The sequence below is a fragment of the Pseudalkalibacillus decolorationis genome (genome assembly GCF_024609785.1).
GTDB lineage: Bacteria > Bacillota > Bacilli > Bacillales > Fictibacillaceae > Pseudalkalibacillus > Pseudalkalibacillus decolorationis.
This window is the reverse complement of sequence record NZ_JANHJQ010000007.1, coordinates 41,146-64,387: the sequence shown is the minus strand read 5'-3', so window position 1 is coordinate 64,387 and position 23,242 is coordinate 41,146. Positions and strand designations below refer to the sequence as shown.

Here is a 23,242-nt window from a genome sequence, read left to right as displayed (position 1 = left end):
AAAGTATTATTTCGTTTCTCGAAGGATAAATAACTTTTATCAAGAATATGTTTAATATTGCTTTGTAAATTGATTGAGGAGGGTTTTTGAATGACTCAACAGCTACTAGATGAAACGATTCAAAAGACTGTAGGACAATTTACTGCTCTAGATGAAAAGATTTGCCACTTTGGGAACATCATGGGGGTGCTAGGCTGGGATGCACGTACATATGCCCCGAAAAAAGGACGTCCGATTTTTGCGAAAGCTAAAGGTACCCTCTCAACAGAAATGTTTAAGCTTTCCATTTCGCCGGAGATGGGTAATTATCTTGAAGATTTAACAAAACCAGATGTTTTTTCACAGCTCGATCCAGCCACTCAGGCTTGTGTGCGTGAACGTAATAAAGAATATAACAAATCGAAAAGTATACCATCAGATGTGTATAATGAGTATGTCATTCTTTCTTCCAACGCAAACGATGCTTGGGAAGAAGCTCGTTCAAATGATGATTTCTCTCACTTTGAACCATATTTAGAAAAAATGATTGATATGAAGAAACAATTTGCAGAATACTATGGCTACGAAAAACACCCTTATGATGCATTACTCGATGATTTTGAACCTGGGTTGACGGTTGAGAAGCTTGACCCACTTTTCTCTGATCTTCGTGAAAAAAGCATTGATTTATTGAACCGGATTCAACAATCTTCTAGTAAACCGAGAAATGAAGTCTTCGACCAGACATTTGATGTGGCAAAACAAAAGGCATTTGCAGAATTTATTATCCCGAAATTAGGTTATGATCTTGATGCCGGACGCCTTGATGAAACGACCCATCCTTTTGCTATGGGAATCAATACCGGAGATGTGCGAATTACTACAAGATATGAACCTGAAAATATGCGTATGGCCATTTTCGGTACAATACACGAAACAGGTCATGCTCTTTATGAACAAGGGGTTAATGCGGAATATGAAGGTCGTGTGATTCGTCGCGGTGCTTCATTTGGAATCCATGAGTCCCAATCAAGATTCCTTGAGAATTTTGTTGGTCGTACGAAGGAATTCTGGACCTTCTTTTATGATGATTTAAAGCAACACTTCCCACATGAGCTTAGTGGCATCTCGCTTGAAGAATTTTATAGAGCGATCAACTGTGTAGAACCTTCACTTATTCGAGTTGAAGCCGATGAACTTACGTATAACCTTCACATTATGGTCCGCTATGAAATTGAAAAAAGCTTAATCGCTGGTGATATACAAGTTAAGGACCTTCCGAATGTCTGGAATGAAAAGATGGTTGATTATCTCGGAATCACTCCTCCTTCAAATCGTCTCGGCGTTTTACAGGATGTTCACTGGTCCCATGGCGGTGTCGGTTACTTCCCGTCATACTCATTAGGAAATCTTTATGGTGCACAAATGTTAAACAAAGTCGTCAAAGACCTACCAGATTTTTATTCCTCCATCCAAAATGGGGAGTTCATGAATATTCGGGAGTGGCTTCGTGAAAACATTCATCAGTATGGCAAACTATACACTCCTGCTGAACTGATTAAGAAAGTAACTGGTGAAGAGCTTAACGCGAAATATCTCGTCGACTATCTCGAACAAAAATACACAAAAATCTACAACTTATAAGAAACAATATCTTGCCTATTATCCTGGTGTCTCGAATCTTTTAGTTGAATTAGTCTCAGTTCGGATGAATTCGATGTTTTCTGGATGAATTAGTCTCAGTTTGGAGGAATTCCAGATTTTCCGGATGAATTATTCTCGATATGGACTAATTCCAGGTTTCCCGGATGAATTAGTCTCAGTACGGACGAATTCCAGATTTTCCGGATAAATTAGTCTCAATATGGATGAATTCTAGGGTTTCCAGATGAATTAGTCTCAGTTCCGGTTGAATTCTGAAAATCCAGATGAATTCTATTGAGAACAGCTGTTAAATCGGCATATTTTTCATTAAATATGATCTTCTTGTACTCTTGTAGACGAGTCACTGCTACTTTTAACGCTAAATGGCTTTAGACAGACCTCTAATATGTACAATCACCAATCTATGACCATTCAAATCTTTCTTACCTTATAAAAGGATGGGGCTGATTCAAAAGGTTCACAAATGAACATTTTGGCCACAGCCCCCTTTTCTTTATTTCACCCTCCCCATTTCTTCACTTGTTCCTGGACAGGTGACTTTTCATTTCTGTATAGTAAGATATAAAGGATTTTACATACTGGAAGTGACTTAAATGTCTCATCAAACGAATTATATAAAAGCGATTCAAATTATACTTTTAGCGATCGTATTCTTAGCAGGATGTAATCACTCAGGGCCAACACAGCATGGGGAGCAAAGTACGCTTTATGTTTCAGCCGCATCAAGCTTGACCGATACATTGAAGGAGATCGAACTTGAATTTGAAGAAGAGCATCCTTCCATAAATGTTATCTTAAACTTAGCCTCTTCAGGAACCCTGCAACGGCAAATTGAACAAGGTGCACCTGCTGATGTTTTCCTCTCAGCCTCTGAGGAAAAGTTTGAAGCGCTTATGAAAAAAGGGTTACTCGATACTCAGCATACAACGAAGCTTTTACAAAATGAACTCGTACTCATTACTCAAAAAGATCACACAGTTCATTTAAATGAACTGCAAGGCATAACTCGATCTGAAATTAGACGGATTTCGATTGGCGTTCCCGCTTCTGTGCCAGCTGGGCGATATGCAAAGGAATCACTACAAAGTACAAACATCTGGAAAACGGTTAAGAATAAAATGGTCTATGCAAAAGATGTTCGACAGGTTCTAACCTATGTTGAAACCGGTAATGTTGATATCGGATTCGTCTATGCCACTGATGCAAAGGTTTCTGATCAAATTAAAGTGATTAATACAGTAAAATCGAGGCATCATTCACCTATTATCTATCCTGCTGGAATTGTAAAGGGAACCGAAAAACAAGAAGCAGCAATCGACTTTTTCACTTTTTTAAAATCTGAATTTGCTCATAAAACATTTAAAGACTACGGATTCATTCCGATTGACTGAGGGTTTTCATATGATACATTCTTTCTGGACACCTATACTTCTTTCTATAACTGTGGCTTGCACGGCCGGTTTTATCGTAGGAGTTCTCGGACTTCTGACTGGTCGATTAATGGCTCGAAAATCCTTTAAAGGAAAAACAGTACTGGAAACATTAATTATGCTCCCATTAGTACTGCCGCCCACTGTTGTTGGCTTTCTATTGCTCGTTATTTTCGGATTGAAAAGCCCAGTTGGCCAATTGATTGAGGCGATATTTAAGCAACCGATTATATTCACATGGTGGGCAGCGGTCATTGCAGCAGTTGTCGTTTCCTTCCCGCTTATGTATCAATCTGCTAAAACTGGATTTGAGGCCGTCGATGACGAAATTGAAGATGCGGCTAAAGTCGATGGTGCTACAGACTTTCAAGTTTTCGTCCGAATTTCAATCCCCCTCGCAGTTCAGTCGATTCTTACTGGATTTGTTCTTAGCTTCACGCGTGGACTCGGTGAATTCGGTGCGACCCTAATGTTTGCAGGAAACATTCCTGGCAAAACGCAAACGGTCCCAACAGCCATATACTTAGCTATCGATACGGGTAACATGACAATGGCCTGGCTATGGGTCGGGGCAGTCATTCTCCTATCCTACATCCTATTATTTGCGGTCTATCGTTTCCCAACCACCCTATCGTTTACCACTATAAAAAGAAGGTAAGGATGCTGTTTTGTGTACCCTTTTTTTGAACAGGAAATAAGCCTACTATTATCGAAATTTGTATAGATATAGAATTTTAAAACTTTGTTAACGTGTAAAAAAAGATAAAAGGGGTTTTTCTCATGATCTATGAAATGACAGTTCAAGTTCGTGTTTCGGATATAGAAAAAGGTCAAAAATGGTATGAAACACTGTTAAACAAGAAGCCTGATTTTATCCCACACGATGGCTTCGCAGAATGGGAACTTATCCCAGGCTGCTGGTTACAGGTTGCTGAAGGAACACTGACAGAAGGAAACGGACCGATTCGATTGGGTGTTACTGATATAGCAGCTGAACGTGATAAGTTGATAAATGAATTAAATATTGAAACATTTGAAATTCATTCTAGAGAAGAAGTACCTGTGAAATGGGGCACTTTCACCGATCCATGGGGAAATCGTATTGGTCTTTTTGAATATAAAAGTGAGGATGAAAAGCAAGAGAGAATCGCAACTATTTTAGGGGGAGAATACTTGGAGGATGCCAAGTTTTAACCCAGGCTGGGCCTAAGTCCTTAAAGAGATGACACGAGGCTAATGCGTTTTTTCTTAACGGTGTAAATGAGCTTTTATGTTACTAATTTGATGGTTTAAAAGTCTTCATAAGTTCCTTAGTTTTTTGAGGCAAGCCGAATTACATTGTGACCGTACTCTTCCATGAGCCATTCCAATCGTTCTTCTTTATTATTATAATTAGTTTTTCCGGGCACATTTTGTTTAGGCTCAATCACCCTCGCCCTCCCCCTCTCGATTTTTCAGTAGTTAGATGAGGATCCTATCGATATGGTTTGGTTTAGATGGCAAAAAGAAAAAGCGATACAATAACCGTATCACTTTAGCTCCTTCTCTTTCTGAGATTTGTTAAGAAAATCTTCAATTTGATGTTTATGATGGCGGTCATGTTCACACAGGCTGATTAGATATTTTCGCAAGGTTGCTTCGTGTCCTCGAATTTTAAAGGGCTCATCCATCTCTTCTTCACTTCTAGCATTAATCGCTTTAATTAATAAATCTCGTGTTTCTAAGAAGTCCTTCACGATTGAATCTGCTGTAACACCACTTTTCGCATAAAGAGAAGCTCGTTGGTTCATTATATCTACATCGATAACACGGGGTAAGTTTGCACCGTGCTTCATGAGTGGGTAACGTTCTTTTAAAAAGTAGCGATCCCAGTAGGTCAAATGAGCAATTACTTCTGCAATTGACCATTTTCCGGACTTCATAGGTTGAAACCAATCCTTTTTAGGCACTGACTCCAAACTTTGAATCCATTGATCAAAACGCATAAAATTCCTGATGATCTCTGTTTTCGTCATATATTTCCTCCGATTGTATATGATATTTGTCTATTCCCTATTTTCGCCTTTTTTACACATATGAGGTTAAAGACTGTTTACCCTTTGCTGATTACTTATTCGGGAAAGACATAATAAATTCCTGCTTTTCATATATTAAAACGTAAATATTACGGTTTGAAAACCGTAACGATTACGATATAATAAAATGAGTTTGTCCATTTTATATTTAATTAGGGAGAGAATAATATGCAAAAATTGATTCCAATTTTACTTATAGTACTATTGGTCCTAAGTGCTTGTGGAAAGAACGAATCATCATCCAGAGAAGGTAACGAAGACAAGGATCAAGGCCTTGTAGTAATGACAACTCTTTATCCACTCCAAGATTTTACTGAAAAAATCGGTGGGTCACATGTAAAGGTTGATACTATATTTCCACCAGGTGTCGATGCTCATACTTACGAACCTACCCCTTCCGTTATGAAGGATTTGGTTGATAGTGATCTATTTATTTATAACGGTGCAGGAATCGAAGGTTTTGCGGTAGCCGCTGTGAAAACATTAAAAAATGAGGATGTAGCCATTTTAGAAGCGTCTCATGGAATTAAGCTAAAAGAGCTCAGTGAACATCACCATGACCATGATAAAGAGCATTCAGAGAACAAATCATATGAAGACGGTGAGGCTCATAAAGAAGACGAACATGTCCATAAGGATAGTAGCACCCCAAAAGAGGATGAACATGCTCATGAAGACTCTGGTACTCACAAAGAAGATGAGCATGGTCACGATCACGGAAGCGTTGATCCTCATTTTTGGCTTGATCCTATACAAGCGATAGAACTAGCTGAAAATATAAAAGATCAATTGATTAAGAGTAAACCTAATGCAAAAGAAGATTTCGAAAAAAACTTTAACAGTTTAAAAGGTGACCTTCTTAAGTTAGATAGTGATTTCCAAGAGATGATGAAGGCAAGTAATCAGAAAGAAATACTTGTTTCCCACGCAGCCTATGGTTATTGGGAAGACCGTTACGGGATTGAACAAATCAGTGTTTCTGGTTTATCACCAACTAACGAACCAACCCAGAAACAGATTAAGTCAATCATCACAGAAACAAAAGCACATAATATTAATTATATTTTATTCGAACAAAATGTTAGCACTAAGCCTGCCGAAATGATTAAAGAGCAGCTCGGACTAGAGATTCTGTATCTACACAACCTTTCCGTACGAACCGAAGAGAATATTACACAAAATGAAGATTACTTCGATTTAATGTACAAGAATTTAGATACACTTAAAAAGGTATTCCAAAACTAAAGAAGTAAAGTGGTGTAATGAATATGCTTCAACGCCAAAGACGTGAAAACGTTATTGTAATACTATTATTTTTTTTATTTTTATTTGGTTTTTTCTTTTTAGAAGAAATCAAGAGCTCAGGCCCAGCATCTCAAATCGACGATTCCTTTATCGATTTAAATACTATTTTTCTTAGTATCGTGCTCGAGGCTTTTCCTTTCTTGCTACTTGGGGTATTTGTGTCTGCCCTAATCCAATCATTTGTTTCCGAAGCCACCATTAAACGTTGGACTCCAAAAGGCGGATATATAGCACTGCTCCCTGCCACTTTGCTTGCAGCCCTTTTCCCAGTCTGTGAGTGTGCCATTATACCGGTTGTTAGACGGCTGATCAAAAAAGGCATGCCCCTACACGTCGGGGTCGTCTTTCTTATCGCCGCTCCGATCTTAAATCCGATCGTCTTTCTATCAACCTACTACGCATTTCGTACAGATATGGCGATCGTTTATGCACGTATGGGGCTTGCGTTTATCCTTGCAATGGTAATTGGTGCGGTAATTTATAAGGTTTTCAAAAACAAAAACGTCCTCCGGAATTCCGATCAGCATGAGCACCATGACCATGTCTCGATTTCAAAATGGAGGCAGACGATGTACCATACAACAGATGAATTTTTTGACACCGGAAAATATTTGCTAATTGGTGCATTTCTTGCGGGCAGCTTTCAAACGTTTGTTAGTCGTGAAATAATAAGTACGCTTGGTTCTGAAACATGGTCTTCAACCGTATTAATGATGGGATTCGCCTACCTTGTATCTCTTTGTTCAGAAGCAGATGCGTTTGTAGCCGCATCATTTGGAACGACGTTTAGCCGTGCTTCTATTATTGCCTTCTTAGTCTACGGTCCGATGCTTGATGTAAAAAATACGTTGATGTTGCTTGCCTATTTTAAAAAGAAATTTGTCTTTATCTTTATCGCAGTGGTTACGATTTCTGTCTTCATCGGGATAATGCTCTGGAAACTACTCTTTCTATAAAAATAATGGTTTAAAAGGTAGACAATTTCGCAGTTTATCTTTGAATACTTTTTGAACATTCTCTAAGGGGGCACTATGAACCATCAATACTACATTTACATTCGTTCAATCATTCTATTTGGATTTGCTTTCTTGCTATGTGGCTTGATTTACTCTGGACAAATTCAATATTACATTGCACCACGAATGATGAAATTCATCTATTTCGCAGCAGGAACATTCTTTATTCTGGGAATTGTACAGTTATTTCGTAACGAAGAAGAAGACGGGGGAGACTGCCATTGCGGACATGATCATAGTGAAAGCAAGAGTCCAATTCGCCGCTTTCTTATATACACATTATTCATTATCCCTCTCATTACTGGCTTTACTTTCCCGAATAAAGTTCTTGATAGTGCAATCGCCCAGAAAAAAGGGGTTTCATTAAATGGCAATATCGCTTCTCAACAGCCCCCTGCTTCACCTTTAAAAGAAACATCTGAAAGTAATACACCTGAAGCAGATGCCTACTTAGAAAACCCTGAGAAATATATGGAACAGCTGGAACAAGAGGTGTCTGGTACGGATGAAGAACCAAAATTGGATGATCGGGCTACACCTATGTATGATGCAGATAAGTTTTATGGGAAGGTCGCCAGTAGTTACAAGGACAAGTCAGTAGTAAGGATAACAGCTGAAAACTACATTGATGTTCTCAATTCAATGGGTATGTTTCTAGACCAGTACATAGGAAAACGAATTGAGATTGAGGGGTTTGTATATCGGGATGATAAGCTTACCCAAGGACAGTTCGTAGTTGCCCGTTTTGCGATGTCATGTTGTTCAGCAGATGCTTCTGTTTTTGGAACGCTCGTGAAAGGAAATGACCTTCAAAAGTTTACGAATGACGAATGGGTGAATGTGCAAGGGACGATCTCGAAAACCACCTACAACGGTGCTCTAATACCTGTTATTACCGTACATTCCGTCAACAAAATAAAAAGTCCTGAAACACCCTACGTTTATCCAAGTGATGCGTTTTTGAACCAATGACCTATATGGAAAACCGAAAAGGAGAGGGATGGATCATCCATTCCTCTTTTACCTATTACTCCACTCTTTTCGGAGCATGCTGTAAATTACACAGTCATGGAAATGGTCATACAAATATTCCGCTTCACGTATGATCCCTTCATTCTTGAATCCAAGTCGCTCAGGGATGCCCCGACTTCTTGAATTCTCCACACCACATTGTATTTCTACTCGATTTAAGTGGAGGGTATCAAATGCATAGTTCACAAGGGCTTTTGTCGACCTTGTCATGATCCCTTTCCCTTGTATTCCCTCTGCAAGCCAGTACCCAATTGATGTTTTCTGATTTCCAGTATCAATTCCGTGATAGCCTATCATTCCAACCAGACTGTCTTTGTATAGGACTCCCACTTGGAACCCATTTTGTTCTGCAAATTGTTTTAACCACATTTCGATAACAGGTTCATAATCTTCTTCTTTTTCCATTCCATCCACCCAAGGAAGCCATTTACGCAAATACATGCGCGAACCATCTACAAGGGCAAACAGTTCGGGTATATCTCTTTTTTCTAGCAGCTTTAAAGATAAATCCTTGTCGATAGGAAATATAAACATAATTGCCCCCTATTGTACTGTTTCTTCTTTGTATGGATTGATTGTAACATCAAGAATATCCCATTCTCGGAAGCCGGTCTTTTTCATTTTGATGACTAACATCCCGTCGTACGATTCAATTACTTCACTACTCTCATCTTTGTATTCATATGCTTGAAAACGGACCTTTACATGGTAGCTGTTATCTACGTTTTCTGCTTGGTTGATGACCATACGAGTCTGTTCGAGTTTCTTTTTCTCTGGAAATTGAATGAAGTTCTGGAGTGCAGACTTCTGATCCTTCGGTAAATCAGCTGCAATTGTATCTTCTTTTAGCTCTTTGACAAATTCATCAGCCTTTTCCTCAGGTGTTTCTATTAAATAGGATGTAAGAAGCAAAATTAAAATTCCTGAAATTATGGCTCCGCCGAATATGAAGTATAACGGTTTAATTGTATCATCCCTGCTTTCTATGTATGTTCTGTCCGTATACTACCATAATTCGGCTTAAAAAGGGAATTGCACGTATGGTAATTCCTCAACTTATTATTATTCAGATTTAGTGTTGCTCACAAACCATCATAATTGTCCCGAAAGGATCTCGAAAGTTAAAGAACGAAACCATTGAATCCCGTTCAATCTCACGAACAATCTCGCCACCATTATCGTGAACAAATGTATATGCTTCATCAATATCATCGGTATGAAGCATACAAATGGGTCGGATTTCCGGGTTATTGTTCTGATTATTATCAAACAATAAACTTCCTTCTTTCAAAGACATGAAATGAACTGGACTATTTTCCTCAATTTCTAGTGTTTCCTTTCCTAGAAGATTAGCATACCATTTTGCGCTTTCGTCTAAATCTTTCACATGAACAAATACAGTGCCAAATCGATTAATAGGACTTTTTGTTTTTCCCATTTTAGTTCCTCCTTAAGTAACCCCAGTAGAAAGAATCATGTATTTATATAGAGATTATTCGCTAACCATCCCATTTACCCCTCAACCTCTTTTTTCATCCAGTTAATTTCTGACGAACCTTTTAATGATATAGTTGCATTTGGACTCCAGAAGTTCCCTAACGTGTTTTGGGTATGCTTAATTATTTGTGGTGCGGAAAGAAGGTCATTGTTATTCGTGGTGTGGGCATCTGTAATGAGGGTGACATCATAATGAAGATCAAAGGCTCCACGACAGGTGGAATCGACACAGAAATCCGTTTGAGCACCGCATATGTATAGGTGCGTTGCGTTTATTTGATCCAAAATTTCTTTTAAATTTGTGTCAGCAAATGCATTTGGAACCGTTTTGTAGATGATGGTTTCTTGTTGAAGAGGTTGTTCTAACCGTTCATGCAGTTTCCATCCAAACTCTCCTCGTTTCATAATGCCTTCAGGATATTCGTGTTGGACATAGACAACTGGAATTTTTCCTTCTCTAGCATTCCGAATCAGTTTTGAGATCCGATCAATCGTTTCATCTCGGTTATACCCTTGCTCCATAACAGCGGTTTGCACATCAATCACGATTAATACTTCTTTTCCCATCATCGATCCCCTCCATAATTTTACTTATAATCATAATAACAGAACGTAGGTTCGATATCTACTAAAAATTAATCAAGAAAAAATTAAAAAATCGTGCAACTTATCTAATCGTTATTCGTCTATATAGGTAGGAGGTTCCTTGGTATTATTTTTGGTACCCCCTAATGAATATCCTACCTCCCCTTTTGGGGCTGACTCTATTAATTTGAGTCAGCCCCGCTTTGTTTTTCCTAGACTAATAAAGAAAACTGGCTAGTGCCAAGCCTTAGCGCTGGCGGTCTCCTTAGTTGCGCTTATACTATAGAAAGTATTTTTATACTTTCTTAACGTGTAAAAAGGTGTTGACCCCAAACCACTAGAGTCAAGCACCTCAAAAATATTTTATATACGTGTTAGTATTGAACCACCGATTGCTCCCACAACCACGACAACCCATGGCGGTAGCTTCCAGTAGACTAGCATGCTGAACAGTATGGCAGCAAAGGCAAAGTCGACCGGCTCGAAAATCGAACTTGTCCAAATCGGATGATAAAATGCAGCAATTAGAATTCCGACAACTGCAGCATTAACACCAATAAGTGCTCCTTTTATTTTCGGATTTCGGCGTAACGTTCCCCAAAACGGTAAGGTTCCAAATATCAGTAAAAATGCTGGCAAAAAGATGGCGACCACCGCCAACAATCCACCTTGCCAGCCATTTATAATTGTTCCGAGGTAAGCAGCAAAGGTAAATAATGGGCCTGGCACGGCCTGTGCTGCCCCATATCCTGCAAGAAATGCTTCTTCACTTAACAATCCTGTTGGAACAAATTCTCGTTCCAGTAACGGTAAGACGACATGTCCTCCACCAAATACGAGAGCTCCTGAGCGATAGAAGCTGTCAAACATTACTAGCCACTGAACTGATATCCATTCACTCAAAAATGGTAGAACAATGAGCAGCCCAAAAAATAACGCTAGACATATATAAGCAAATTTTCGTGAAATCGGTACATGAATATTAGAGTCTTGACTATCACTTTGATTCTGGAACAAAAAAAGTCCGACTAATGCTGCAGCAAGTATCACTCCAACTTGTGTAAAAGTAGTTTGCCATAACAAGGTACTCGTGAGTGCAAGTAACGCGATTGTTTTTCTTTGCAAATCAGGTGTAAGTTTCTTTGCCATTCCTAAAATTGCTTGAGCGACTACAGCAACTGCAACAATTTTTAAACCGTGAATCCAACCTGCGTCTGCTATATCTAAACCTTGGAGAAGTAACGCAAATATGATAAGTGCAACAACGGATGGAAGTGTAAATCCAAGAAACGCTAGTATACCGCCAAGGGCACCGCCCCGTATGATGCCTATGCCGATACCTACTTGGCTGCTAGCAGGTCCGGGAAGAAACTGGCATAATGCAACAAGATCTGCATAAGCCTTTTCATCCAACCACTTTCTTCTACGAATATATTCTTCATGAAAATAACCTAAATGCGCGACAGGTCCACCAAATGAGGTGAATCCGAGTCTAGTAGAAATGAATAGTATTTCCATAAACGTTTTCAAACGACTTTGTTGATCCATTTTCGTTCCTCCATTCAACCCTAATCTTTAATTTCTTTAAAAAGCTCGTAAGCTTTGTGTCTAGCTTCAACGAGAATTTCGTTACCTTTTTCAGTGGTCGTATAATACTTTCGAATTTTTCCGTCCACCTTTTTCTCTTCCTTTTCTAGTAAACCATCTGATTCCATTGAGTGCAGAATCGGATACAAAGTTCCTGGACTTATGTCGTAGCCATGCTCGTACAGTTCTTCGAGCATCCAGACACCAAAAATCGGATGCTCCTTAGCATGGTGCAGGATGTGTATTTGTATAAATCCTAAAAATAGTTTGCGTAAGCGTTTATCCTCCATAATTTCATCCTATCATCTTAATATCTGATATCGTTATCGAAAACCGATATCGTAATTCGAATTTATTGTAACAAGAAAGTTTTGCAGTTGCAATATGAAAGACCTTAATAGAGCAAAATTTATCTCGTTCTAAAGTACCCAATGGTTGAATTAAGGAATTAAGTATAAAAAAGAGGCTGACTCAAAAAGTTCTGTAACGAACCCTTTAAGTCAGCCTCATCCTCATATACTTCTGTAATAAGTTTTCACCTAACCTTTACTATCTTCACTTTTTGTTTTGTTTTAACGATTAGTTGATAGGCTTTATCCACTTTTTCTTCAACATAATCGAGCGATACATTTTTATCTGGATCTGAAAACATTCCAACTGCCCTGGATAAGTAATCGACTGCTACCTTTAGATCCTCTTCATTTCGTTTTGTATGATTCAAATGAATATCGTCCATTACGTGGAAAGCCTTTGCTTGAATCTCTCTTAAGCGTATCTCTTCACTTTTCAAACGATTCCCTCCCTGCAAGTACTTGATCCATAATTTAACTTATGGCTAAATCATCATGGTCATGAGTCATTTTTAAGAAAAGTGTGAAACGTACCTATATAGAAACGAAAGTAGCTGGAGCAAGACATCACAATTATGCAAAAAGGTTATACTTCCTTAACGTGTGAAAGAAAAACAAACTGTTCTATTCTTTCAGTTTAAGTCCAATTCGTTATTCTGATCTGTTTTCCTTCGCAAAGGATAAATTTGTTTATCGTTCTTTTATTTTCGGATACTAAGGTCTACAATAAAGGTAGCTTAGGAAGAGGTGAATCCATTGCTTGAAACCGATCGACTACATTTACGTTCTCTAACAATGTCAGATGTATGCCACTTAATGAAAATTTTCTCAGATCCAGTTGCGATGGCTTATTATCCTAGTACGAAAACAGAGACAGAAGCCAAACAATGGATTGAATGGAACCTCCAAAATTACCAAGCCTTTAATGTCGGTCTATGGGCAGTGGAATTAAAAAAAGACCAAACATTTGTCGGTCAATGCGGCATTGTCCCTCAAAAGGTCAATGGAATTATTCAGATGGAAATCGGCTACTCATTCATAAGGGAATTCTGGGGAAATGGATTTGCGACTGAGGCAGCAAAATCCTGTTTAAACTATGGCTTTCAAACGTGTCAATATCCGAAAATGATTTCGTTGATCACACCAAATAACACTCCCTCAATTGCAGTTGCCCAACGAATCGGGATGAAGAAGGAGTGTCAAATTATTAAATGGGATCGTCCTATTCATGTATACAGCAGTGAACGAATGGAAAAGTCTCCTTATCAAAACTCCTGATTAATCCAAAAACATAACGTATATCGAGATTACTCACTAACTTGTTCAGCTACTTTCTACGTGTATTACTTCTTTCACATGCCAGTATTCTACTAAACTTTTCATATGTTTTCTGGTGAAATTGCTTTAATTCCTCAGATGTCATGGCACGGATATACGTTGTATTACTTTGATCAAACGATTCATTGGCTTTATCCTTCTTTACCACACTAGTCCCTCCTCGAAATTCTCCGTGTTTTCGTTCATGGATAATCTATTTCTAGTTGGAGTGGCGTTCCTGAAGCAAGTTGTGGTGTAGTCCTTAAAGCCGTTCATTCACCCACCTATAATAATGTATACATATGAAATTATCCGTATTATATGACGGGTCGGGACTAGTGTCAATGAATGTTTTGTGAATATTTCAAAAACTTAATCTGTACAGCTGTATTGTTAATACCGCTTATGCAATTCGATCGGTCGTTGAAGTGCATCGATGTCTTCTTCCATGTTGACAACCTTTTGCTGAAGAATGTCTTTTGCATCACGGACACCTTTATTATATATGTATGGACCCGCTTCTTTAATAAAAAAATCAAGCAGAAAGCCTGCAGCTAAATCACCAATTTCTTCTCCTCGTTCCTCGATAAAATAAACTTGTACATTCTGAATCATTTGATCACGATCCTCTTTAGGAATCTTTAAACCCATCACATTGATTACCACCTTTCATATTAGTATCCATAATAACAAAAAACCTTTCATAAATTCACATAATTACGAAAGGGATGACTAAAGGCGCCATCCCATTTAAAAGTAAACCTTTTAAAAGCAGATGGTAGGCATTCTCCATCTGTTTTCTTTATAGTCTTACCACCAGCCGCCTTGGCCGTATCCATATCCGCCGCCATATCCGTATCCGTCACAGCCGCAATCGTATCCACCATCATAGCCGCCGTATCCGCCAGCTTGAGAAGCTCCAACGATAATTAAAAGGATAAACAACACAACGATTAAAGTAAATCCTTTCCCTTTTGGTTTGTAACCGCTCATTTTTTCTGCCTCCTTTTCCTGTTTCACTACTACTTTATGTAAATGAAAGCCCTATGATAGGGACAAATATGGAATCAAATAAAATTATGCGAATGTCCTACTTCTTCAACACACATATTCCATACCGTTTTTTACCATACTAGTTGTTGATAACGAGTAAGGAGGAAATTAGTATGACAGAGCGTGAATCACTTCGTACTTTTCTTGATCGGGCAGAGCACGTACTTGATTATGCCAAGGAACAAAACGATTTGTACAACCGTCAGGAGCCACAAATTGATGATGCAACCTTTTCAAGTGCCCAGCAACAGCTTGAAGAGGCTTATCTCGATTTGCAAAAAGTTTCCCATAGTTCAACAGCACAACAACGTGAGCAAATCCAACGTGTTATGGCACAAATAATTGAGATGCAAAACGACATGATCATCGATGATTAAAATGGTGGGGGTGACTCAAAACATCGATAAGAAACCGATGCTGGGTCACCCCTTTCCTTTACGTCTTCTCAATCGAAACTCCCTTACTGTTGTGTTTGTAGTTGTTGAATGGCAAATTCACGATAGAGCTCGTGATTCCGCAACAACTCCTCGTGGGTTCCGACTCCGGTAATTTTCCCTTTTTCCAAAAATACGATTTGATCTGCATTGACCACCGTTGATAATCGATGTGCAATGACGAGCGTTGATCGCCCCTTCATTAGATTGTTTAAAGCCTGCTGAACAACGACTTCAGATTGACTGTCTAAACTGGATGTTGCCTCATCGAGCATTAATATATGGGGATCGCGAAGTAACGCCCTCGCAATCGCAATTCGTTGACGTTGTCCACCTGAAAGCTTGATTCCTCTTTCTCCAACCTCTGTTTCATATCCATTTGGAAGTTCATCAATAAAAAAATCTGCATAAGCCATTTGCGCTGCTGACTTCAACTCTTCCTCCGTTTTATCCGTATCGGACCCGTATAAGATATTCTCCCGGATTGTGCCCGCATAAAGGGGGCTTTCTTGAGAAACATATCCAATCTCACGTCTCCATGCGCGTAATGAAAAATGAGGAATCGGAATATCTCCCCATTTGATCACTCCATTGTTCGGATTATAAAACTGTTCGAACAAAGCGAAAAGGGTCGTTTTCCCGCTTCCGCTTGGCCCGACAATCGCTGTTACGGTTCCAGGATTGACCGTAAAGCTCACATCATCAATAACCTTCGTTGTTGAATCATAGCCAAAGCTCACAGAATCATAGGAAAGTGACTTGTGTTTATCCTTAATTAATTCACCAGTGCTTAGTTTCTCTTCGTCTTGCTCTAAAATAGATATCACTTTTTCAGTGGCACCAATTGTCTTCTGAAACTCGGTAAAAAAAGCCCCAATTTGCGTTATTGGCATGATGATTTGAAAGAGGTAGATAAAGAAAGCGACTAGTTCACCAGCAGTCATTTCTCCTTGTGAAACCCTTAGTCCGCCATAACCGATGACAAATACAAGTACCACGATGATCATCGAGGAAATCATCGGGGCCATGATTGCTTGAATGATTCCCTCTTTTATTCCGAACCGGTATAATGTTTTGATCCCGTCTTGCCCCCGATTCGACTCTACGTCCTCTGCATTTGACGCTTTCACCAAACGGATTTCAGCTAAAACACGCGTAGCTGTAGCAGAAAATTTAGCCGTTTCATTTTGAAGACTTCTTGAAATAGAAACCATCTTTTTTCCGATTGGAATGACAACAATCAACGACAAAGGAATAATCGAAAACATCACAAGTGTGAGCCGCCAATCTAGAAACAACAAGACTCCAATAGTTCCGATGATTGAAATGAGACCTGTCACAAATCCGGTTAAATGGTCCGTTATTAAATTTTTGATAATACTCGTATCATTTGTAATCCGGCTTACCGTGTCACCCGTTTCGTGTTGATCATAATAACTGACTGGTAAAATCAGTAGTTTATTCCATAAGCGCTCTCTTAACGATGAGATGATCCTTTGCCCGGTGTGAGCAAGAAAATAGACCGAGACCCCACCTGCAACTGCCTGTAAAATAAATGCGACAACAATCCAGATGATCGTGGTTGTATTTAAGTCAGCAAGTGAAAAATGATCAATCAACCGACTTGTCAGAAGAGGGATTGCAAGTCCAGCGAAGGTTGTTATGACGCTCAAAACCATCGCGATGCCGAGTGTGACTTTTGGTGGATTAGTCATACGAATCAACTGGATGAGCTGTTTCCAACTCGCTTGTTCCTTCATAAAGCTGCCCCCTACTATGTAAAAGTTTTCTACCTGTATTCTAGAAGCTCAGATACCGTATTAATAGAATAGCCCTCTTCTTTCAATGTTTCTATAATCCTAACCACTGACTCTAAGGATTCTCGTTCTTCATAGTCATACATAACATGCAACAAAATAATCGAACCGGGTTTAACATTCTCGTTCACATGCTTTACGATCTGTCCAGCGTCCCCTGCGATCTCTGGATAAGAATCTGGCTCAATGTTCCACATAATTGTTTTCCGATCATGCTCTTTCAGATAATACGGCAAGAGAAAAAGCTTTTTCCCATTTGGCGGACGAAAATGAATGTCGCCAACATACCCTGCATCCCGTATTAATTTATCTGTCATTTCAATCTCTTCCTCAATAAAAGAATACGATTTAAAAATCATCCGTTCGTGAGAATACGTATGATTTCCTACTTCGTGTCCAGCTTGAACAATATCTTCTGCTGCTTCCGGATTCTTTTCGATCATGTTTCCGTTTAAAAAGAAGGTCGCCTTTACATCGGCATCAGCAAGGACCTTCAATATCTCATCCGTCTTGTGAGTTGGACCATCATCAAACGTTAGTGCTACGACCTTTTCCTCGGTCTCGACCTGGTCAATGAGCCCACCAAAAACTTGGAAACTCCTTGCATTCATCAGCTCCCACATCCCAAATAAAAGAAGGAAGACTGCTGTTAATGTAACTGCAATAATGATTATTGCCTTTTTCATTCCGAATTCCTCAATTCCTTTGTGTGCATAATCTATTCTTAATTGGAATCAATCGGTTGCTGGTCCCGATTCCTCTCGACCATTTATAATCTAGTACATTTTAAGTATCTTCTTTATACGGATGACAGGGAAAAATGTTTCACGTTATTCCAAGTTTTGGATATATTCAGTATAATAATTTTACCATATCCCGATCTTCTAAAGATGCTATTTAAAGGAGTTTCATTCGATTGGAGTGACATTTCAATAGATTTGAATCATATCCATGGGAAAAATCAGTTGTAATTTTGATTTTTCTTTTTAAAAAAAAAGAGCACTCTCTTTAATTCAGAGAGCACTCAAGAATAAATTATTGAGCGGTATAGCCGCCATCAATTACAACCGCTTGACCTGTAACACCTCTTGCCTTATCGCTTGCTAGAAACATCGTATAATCCGCTACTTCATCAACAGATAACAACCGTTTTTGCGGAACTAACGGATAGATCACTTCTTCCATTACTTTTTCCTTCGTAATGCCGCGGTTTTTCGCAATGTCCTCCAGTTGATTTCGAACAAGTGGTGTATCAATATATCCTGGACAAATTGCGTTTGCTGTAATACCGTGTTCCGCTCCTTCTAATGCCGTAACCTTGGTAAGCCCTATCACCCCATGCTTTGCACTGTTATAAGCGGCTTTCCCTGAAAACCCGATTAATCCATTGATTGATGACATATTTAAAATCCGTCCAAATTGTTGCTTTTTCATAATCGGCATGACATGTTTGATGGCGATAAAAGGTGCAACCAGCATAACCCGTATGAGCAATTCAAATTTCTCAGTTGGGAACTCCTCAATGGAGGCAACATGTTGAAGACCTGCGTTGTTGATCAAGACATCCAACCGTCCAAAGCGCTCTGCAGATTGTGTAATTGTCTGCTTCACCTCTTCTTCATTCGTGACATCACAACGGAGTCCGAGTGCTTCGAAGCCATCTTTCTCCAATTCTGAAGCAGCTTTCAATACACCCTCTTCATTCATGTCACTCAACACAATTTTGGCTCCGTTTTCGGCAAAAGTCCTCGCAATTTCGTTTCCGATTCCACTCGCCGCACCTGTTATATAAACCACTTTATCTTGAACCACGATACCTTCCTCCTTATATGCTTAAATTCCTAGTCCAAATGAAAAGAGGATGATTGCAATTGCCAACCCGAGCAAAGGAACGATTACAGTCAAAGCTCCAACCGCACCATAAGCAGCTTGGTGGGTTTCTCCACAGATTGCCCGAACGGTTGTAACTACATACCCGTTGTGCGGCAAGGAATCGAGTGCACCAGAAGAGATTGCTACTGTCCTATGCAATGCCTCGGGGTTCACACCAAGATCCATATAATGTGGTGCAAGAATCGGTAAAGCAATTGCCTGACCGCCAGAAGCGGATCCCGTCATCCCCGCAATCACACTGACTGCTATCGCACTGCCAATTAACGGACTACCTGGAATATTTGTCATTGCTTCAACTGCGGTATCGAAGGCTGGTACTGCTTTCGCCACACCACCGAATCCTACAACAGCTGCTGTATTCCCGATCGCAATTAATGCACCAAGTGTCCCTGCTGAAACTGCTGTCCAGAAATCGGTAAAATAGTTTCGGTTTAACAAGTACGTAGCGATGATCCCACCGAGTAATGCGACGATCAAGGCTGATTGTTCTAACGAATCATGGAAAATAAACGAAATGATTAGAACGACAACGAGCGGAACAAGCCCAAAAATCGAATTAGGAAGCTCTTTTTCAAGTACCTTTGGATCATCTTCCCGAGCTTCAAAACGTTCCCCTTTCGAGACAGCCTTCGTAATCATCTTTTTCAACCACCAGTAACCGAAAACAGCCATAAAGACTGCTACAATAAGGCTCACTTCCCAGCCTGCATATGGTGATGTTCCCAAATATTCAATTGGGATCCAGTTTTGAATTTCTGGTGATCCGGCTGACGTCATCGTGAACGTAACTGATCCGAATGCGAGTGCTGCTGGGATAAAACGTCGTGGTAAATCTGCTTGTTTAAACAAACTTAACGCCATCGGATAGACAGAAAACGCAACAACGAATAGACTGACTCCCCCATACGTTAAAATCGCACAGGCAATGACAATAGCTAGAACCGCCTTTTTCATTCCAAGTTTTGTCACGACCCACTTGGAGACGCTATCCGCTGCACCGCTGTCCTCCATTACTTTTCCGAAAACAGCACCGAGCAAGAACATTAAAAACCAGGCAGCCACAAACCCTGAAAACCCAGCCATGTAATTACCGACTAGATTGGCCTCCCCTTCACCTGCAAGCTGTGGAAAGAGTGGCAACCCACTTAATACTGCCACAAATAATGCACAAAAGGGCGCAACAATCAGCAGGTTCATTCCACGCATCGTTAAAATAATGAGTAGTGCCAGCCCTCCAATTAAACCGATCATACTCAACATAAGTCTTCCCCCTTTACCAATATCATTTCTTTTTATAAGAGCATGTGGAACCGCTTTCAATTTAATCAACAATAAGTGCGCACGAGACTTCCATGATGGTGAGTAATAAACTGGGTATACGTGTTCCATGTGTCCGCTCCCTTTTCTATAATTGCAATTATCGTGCCAAGTCTTTTGTCCTTTGGTAGTGCTATTTTTGAAAAGGGCTAGTTGGAGTATTCCGAAATATCGGAATGCTAAATGCGAATCTCCCTGAGAAACCTCCAAACACAAAATTCCAGAATTCCGGAACACTTTCCGGGATTCTGGAATTTCATTCATCCAATTGGAATTTACGAATCTTTTCATAAAAACTAGACTTTCCAATGCCTAACGTTTTCGCTGCTAATAATTTATTGCCTTGATTTTGATCAAGCGCCTCTTTGATTGCTTTGCGTTCCGTTTGTTCGAGCAACTTTTTCAACGATTGCTTCCCAACTCTTAATAAATTCTTCTCAGTTAAATATTCCGGTAATGAATGAACTCCGATAGACTCTACATATGTGAGGTGTACCGCTGCTTCAATAACATTTTCTAGCTCCCTTATGTTCCCAGGCCAATTATGGTGATACAGGAGATCCATTGCATCTTGATTGATATGGTTCACTCGTTTACCAGTTCTTCGGGTAACCTTCGTAAGGAAAGAATTTGTCAAAGTAAGAATGTCATCCTTTCGCTCCCTTAGTGGAGGAACGTTGAGCTGGAACCCATTTATCCGGTAAAAGAGATCCTCTCGAAACAGCTTTTCCTGGACCATCTTTTCAAGAGGTCGATTCGTCGCTGCAATCACACGGACATTGATCTGCTCCTGACGATTCGATCCAATGGGTTCAATTTCTTTTTCCTGGAGTACCCTTAGTAGCTTCGCCTGCATTTGAATCGGCATATCTCCAATCTCATCTAAAAAAAGGGTTCCTTCATTTGCGAGTTGCAATTTACCGACCTTTCCACCTTTTTTCGCACCCGTAAACGCCCCTTCAACATAACCAAAAAGCTCTGACTCTAGTAAAGTATCTGGAATCGCTGCACAATTCACTTTGACAAAAGGAGCACCACTACGTTCGCTCAACTGGTGGATACTATGGGCAAATAGTTCTTTCCCAGTCCCGCTTTCTCCACGTATGAGAACTGAAATATCACCACTTGAAATCTTTTTAACTCGTTCTTTCAAATCCAGGATGGCAACCGAACTTCCGATAATATCATTTAACGAATATTTTGCACCGTTATCGGCCGTCCATTCTTTACGGTAAAATTCCAGCTCAGAAAAAAGACTCTTCACGTGGCTGTTCATCTTTTTCCATTGTTCAGTATCACGGAAAATTACAGTCCCAAGTGCGGCTACTACCTTTTCATCATGAAGGATTGGTATCCGGTTCGCGATCATGTAATTCCCTTTTATAAACTGTAGATCTGCAATTTCTTCTTTTCCCGATTTCGCAACAATGTGCATTCTCGTATTTTCAATCACATCTGTCACATGCATTCCTATGACTTCCCTCGCATCCACCGCAAGGAATTCACAATAAGTCTTATTCATAAAGCGCACAATGCCTTGTGGATCCACAACAACAACCCATTCGAATGCATTATCTATAATAGCTTCTAATATTTCATTCTTCACATTAAAATCCTCTTGAAGCATTACCTTGCACCCTCTCGCACCAGTCTATCTACTACCTTATCATATTGATAGATATTAATATAAAACTATTCTGACGATGACAGGAGAGGAATTTTATTACTTTAAAGAAAACTTGGCTAGCACCAAGCCTTAGCGCTGGCGATCTCCTTAGTTGCGCTTATACTATAGAAAGTATTTTTATACTTTCTTAACGTGTAAAAAACACAAAAATGACCCTCTATGTTGAGAAGGTCATTTTTGCACCGCAATTTATACATACTTTTACATTCCAACGGAGTCTATCGATTTTCTTGTTTTCTCAACCCAATTCACAAACCGATCACCATGGTAGAATCGGTTCATTTCACATTGGAGGTCATTCATTTTTGTTAACAGGTCTTCTTCAGCATGGTCAAAGTAACCTAACACACGATAATCATCTCGCTGTGTCAGAATTTGTTTAGCTATATCAGAGCCATGCTCAGTGAGATTCACGTACGACACCCTTCGATCCTGAGGGTACTTATTTAATGAGATCATTTCTTTCGTCTGCAGCCTTTTCAAAACTTGTGTCACCGTCGAGATATTCAATAAACTTAATTCACTTAGAGCCGTTACCGTTAGTTCTTTTTCATGAAAAATAATCCAAACAAGATGCTGTTCCGCAACCGTTAAGCCAAGCTTTTCTGCACTTTCCTTCAGGTCTCCTTCTAAAACTTTGTATAGACCTCTCCACATATTCATAAGCACGTGCATTTTCCCAATATTCATATGAACACCTCATATACAACATATTATATAGTCCACTATACTACTTAAGTATTAATTCATTCAACGGTTAAATCACGTTCACATGAAAATGCATCAAAAGAAGTGGGCAGTACATCCCTACCAATTTTAAGGTCTTTGGATTCAAAAATTTGTCAAATTATCTCGATATTCGTTGATTTGGAGGCATCTCGAGATCAATTTAATGATGAAAATTTACTTTTCAGGAAATCTAACTACTATAAGCTAAACAGATTTTACTAAATTATTTGGCTTTTTGGCTTATTCACATTTAAACTGCTAATTTTATGCTGAATCGCTCATGCTCTCTACGATCATACTTAGAATTATACAACCTCGTTACTAATAGTGCGTGTTCAAAAAGGAGGACAAAAAGAGCCAAGAAGTTCGATTAAACCCACCACGTCCTGTGGTAACATCGAACTGACTAACATCCCGTTAGCCTCCGGACTTTTTGAACAACCACTAATAATATTTTTTTCGCTGGTCAAACTA

26 protein-coding genes are annotated in these 23,242 nt (G+C 39.4%); 9 read left to right on the top strand and 17 right to left on the bottom strand.

All coding sequences use genetic code 11. The annotated features are described in order from the left end of the window. Positions 1-90 precede the first annotated feature (90 nt). The 4 genes from NON16_RS08295 to NON16_RS08280 all read left to right on the top strand — a co-directional run bounded on the left by NON16_RS08295 (position 91) and on the right by NON16_RS08280 (position 4,268). Positions 91-1,623, top strand: coding sequence for a carboxypeptidase M32 (locus tag NON16_RS08295; RefSeq protein WP_257348384.1), 1,533 nt, complete (start codon positions 91-93; stop codon positions 1,621-1,623). 614 nt (positions 1,624-2,237) lie between these two features. Next, positions 2,238-3,035 carry a molybdate ABC transporter substrate-binding protein gene (gene modA, locus NON16_RS08290; RefSeq protein WP_257348382.1) on the top strand — a complete coding sequence of 266 codons (798 nt, stop codon included), beginning with the start codon at positions 2,238-2,240 and terminating at the stop codon, positions 3,033-3,035. Between the two features lie 10 nt (positions 3,036-3,045). Then, positions 3,046-3,732 (top strand): molybdate ABC transporter permease subunit, encoded by a 687-nt coding sequence (gene modB, locus NON16_RS08285; protein ID WP_257348380.1) that lies wholly within the window; start codon positions 3,046-3,048, stop codon positions 3,730-3,732. A gap of 122 nt (positions 3,733-3,854) precedes the next feature. Next, entirely contained in the window at positions 3,855-4,268 is a 414-nt protein-coding gene (locus NON16_RS08280) for a VOC family protein (RefSeq protein WP_257348379.1), read from the top strand. A gap of 335 nt (positions 4,269-4,603) precedes the next feature. On the opposite strand, the gene NON16_RS08275 is transcribed toward NON16_RS08280, so the two are convergent. Further along, entirely contained in the window at positions 4,604-5,089 is a 486-nt protein-coding gene (locus tag NON16_RS08275) for a DinB family protein (protein ID WP_257348378.1), read from the bottom strand. Positions 5,090-5,317: 228 nt separating this feature from the next. Between NON16_RS08275 and NON16_RS08270 the strand changes: the two genes are divergently transcribed. From NON16_RS08270 to NON16_RS08260, 3 genes are all read left to right on the top strand, one after another. Beyond that, positions 5,318-6,394: a metal ABC transporter solute-binding protein, Zn/Mn family gene (locus NON16_RS08270; protein ID WP_257348377.1), complete on the top strand. Its 1,077-nt coding sequence runs from the start codon at positions 5,318-5,320 to the stop codon at positions 6,392-6,394. 23 nt (positions 6,395-6,417) lie between these two features. Beyond that, the gene (locus tag NON16_RS08265; RefSeq protein WP_257348376.1) at positions 6,418-7,410 is read left to right on the top strand and encodes a permease; all 993 of its coding nucleotides are present in this window, start codon (positions 6,418-6,420) and stop codon (positions 7,408-7,410) included. A gap of 75 nt (positions 7,411-7,485) precedes the next feature. Then, the gene (locus NON16_RS08260; protein WP_257348375.1) at positions 7,486-8,442 is read left to right on the top strand and encodes a TIGR03943 family putative permease subunit; all 957 of its coding nucleotides are present in this window, start codon (positions 7,486-7,488) and stop codon (positions 8,440-8,442) included. 48 nt (positions 8,443-8,490) lie between these two features. Here the strand turns inward: NON16_RS08260 and NON16_RS08255 are convergent, their stop codons facing one another. From NON16_RS08255 to NON16_RS08225, 7 genes are all read right to left on the bottom strand, one after another. Next, complete coding sequence (locus tag NON16_RS08255) at positions 8,491-9,036, bottom strand: GNAT family N-acetyltransferase (protein WP_257348374.1); 546 nt, start codon at positions 9,034-9,036, stop codon at positions 8,491-8,493. Positions 9,037-9,045: 9 nt separating this feature from the next. Continuing rightward, the gene (locus NON16_RS08250; RefSeq protein ID WP_257348373.1) at positions 9,046-9,414 is read right to left on the bottom strand and encodes a hypothetical protein; all 369 of its coding nucleotides are present in this window, start codon (positions 9,412-9,414) and stop codon (positions 9,046-9,048) included. A gap of 160 nt (positions 9,415-9,574) precedes the next feature. Next, a complete protein-coding gene (locus NON16_RS08245) occupies positions 9,575-9,940 on the bottom strand; it encodes a VOC family protein (protein WP_257348372.1) in 366 nt (121 codons plus the stop codon). 74 nt (positions 9,941-10,014) lie between these two features. Further along, entirely contained in the window at positions 10,015-10,569 is a 555-nt protein-coding gene (locus NON16_RS08240; RefSeq protein WP_257348371.1) for a cysteine hydrolase family protein, read from the bottom strand. 378 nt (positions 10,570-10,947) lie between these two features. Next, a complete protein-coding gene (gene chrA / locus NON16_RS08235; protein ID WP_257348370.1) occupies positions 10,948-12,132 on the bottom strand; it encodes a chromate efflux transporter in 1,185 nt (394 codons plus the stop codon). A gap of 20 nt (positions 12,133-12,152) precedes the next feature. Next, entirely contained in the window at positions 12,153-12,461 is a 309-nt protein-coding gene (locus tag NON16_RS08230) for a PadR family transcriptional regulator (protein WP_257348369.1), read from the bottom strand. Positions 12,462-12,706: 245 nt separating this feature from the next. Further along, on the bottom strand, positions 12,707-12,961 hold the full coding sequence (locus NON16_RS08225) for a hypothetical protein (protein WP_257348368.1): 255 nt from the start codon (positions 12,959-12,961) through the stop codon (positions 12,707-12,709). 316 nt (positions 12,962-13,277) lie between these two features. Here NON16_RS08225 and NON16_RS08220 point away from each other — a divergent pair, with 316 nt between their 5' ends. Then, positions 13,278-13,799, top strand: coding sequence for a GNAT family N-acetyltransferase (locus NON16_RS08220; RefSeq protein ID WP_372508770.1), 522 nt, complete (start codon positions 13,278-13,280; stop codon positions 13,797-13,799). A gap of 49 nt (positions 13,800-13,848) precedes the next feature. Here NON16_RS08220 and NON16_RS08215 read toward each other — a convergent pair whose 3' ends face one another. From NON16_RS08215 to NON16_RS08205, 3 genes are all read right to left on the bottom strand, one after another. Continuing rightward, positions 13,849-14,007, bottom strand: a complete 159-nt coding sequence (locus NON16_RS08215; RefSeq protein WP_257348366.1) for a hypothetical protein — start codon at positions 14,005-14,007, stop codon at positions 13,849-13,851. Positions 14,008-14,231: 224 nt separating this feature from the next. Continuing rightward, entirely contained in the window at positions 14,232-14,489 is a 258-nt protein-coding gene (locus NON16_RS08210; RefSeq protein ID WP_257348549.1) for a DUF2164 domain-containing protein, read from the bottom strand. 159 nt (positions 14,490-14,648) lie between these two features. Then, on the bottom strand, positions 14,649-14,831 hold the full coding sequence (locus NON16_RS08205; RefSeq protein WP_257348365.1) for a YjcZ family sporulation protein: 183 nt from the start codon (positions 14,829-14,831) through the stop codon (positions 14,649-14,651). 173 nt (positions 14,832-15,004) lie between these two features. On the opposite strand from NON16_RS08205, the gene NON16_RS08200 reads away from it, so the two are divergent. Then, positions 15,005-15,268 (top strand): YtzC family protein, encoded by a 264-nt coding sequence (locus NON16_RS08200; RefSeq protein WP_257348363.1) that lies wholly within the window; start codon positions 15,005-15,007, stop codon positions 15,266-15,268. 83 nt (positions 15,269-15,351) lie between these two features. Here NON16_RS08200 and NON16_RS08195 read toward each other — a convergent pair whose 3' ends face one another. The 6 genes from NON16_RS08195 to NON16_RS08170 all read right to left on the bottom strand — a co-directional run bounded on the left by NON16_RS08195 (position 15,352) and on the right by NON16_RS08170 (position 22,729). Next, on the bottom strand, positions 15,352-17,085 hold the full coding sequence (locus NON16_RS08195) for an ABC transporter ATP-binding protein (protein ID WP_372508769.1): 1,734 nt from the start codon (positions 17,083-17,085) through the stop codon (positions 15,352-15,354). Between the two features lie 29 nt (positions 17,086-17,114). Beyond that, entirely contained in the window at positions 17,115-17,828 is a 714-nt protein-coding gene (locus NON16_RS08190; RefSeq protein WP_257348362.1) for a polysaccharide deacetylase family protein, read from the bottom strand. Between the two features lie 349 nt (positions 17,829-18,177). Beyond that, on the bottom strand, positions 18,178-18,954 hold the full coding sequence (locus NON16_RS08185; RefSeq protein WP_257348361.1) for a 3-hydroxybutyrate dehydrogenase: 777 nt from the start codon (positions 18,952-18,954) through the stop codon (positions 18,178-18,180). A 21-nt stretch (positions 18,955-18,975) separates the two neighbouring features. Next, positions 18,976-20,295, bottom strand: a complete 1,320-nt coding sequence (locus tag NON16_RS08180) for a GntP family permease (RefSeq protein ID WP_257348547.1) — start codon at positions 20,293-20,295, stop codon at positions 18,976-18,978. A 313-nt stretch (positions 20,296-20,608) separates the two neighbouring features. Further along, positions 20,609-21,979, bottom strand: coding sequence for a sigma-54 interaction domain-containing protein (locus tag NON16_RS08175; RefSeq protein ID WP_257348360.1), 1,371 nt, complete (start codon positions 21,977-21,979; stop codon positions 20,609-20,611). Between the two features lie 261 nt (positions 21,980-22,240). Continuing rightward, positions 22,241-22,729 (bottom strand): MarR family winged helix-turn-helix transcriptional regulator, encoded by a 489-nt coding sequence (locus tag NON16_RS08170; RefSeq protein ID WP_257348359.1) that lies wholly within the window; start codon positions 22,727-22,729, stop codon positions 22,241-22,243. Positions 22,730-23,242: the final 513 nt, after the last annotated feature.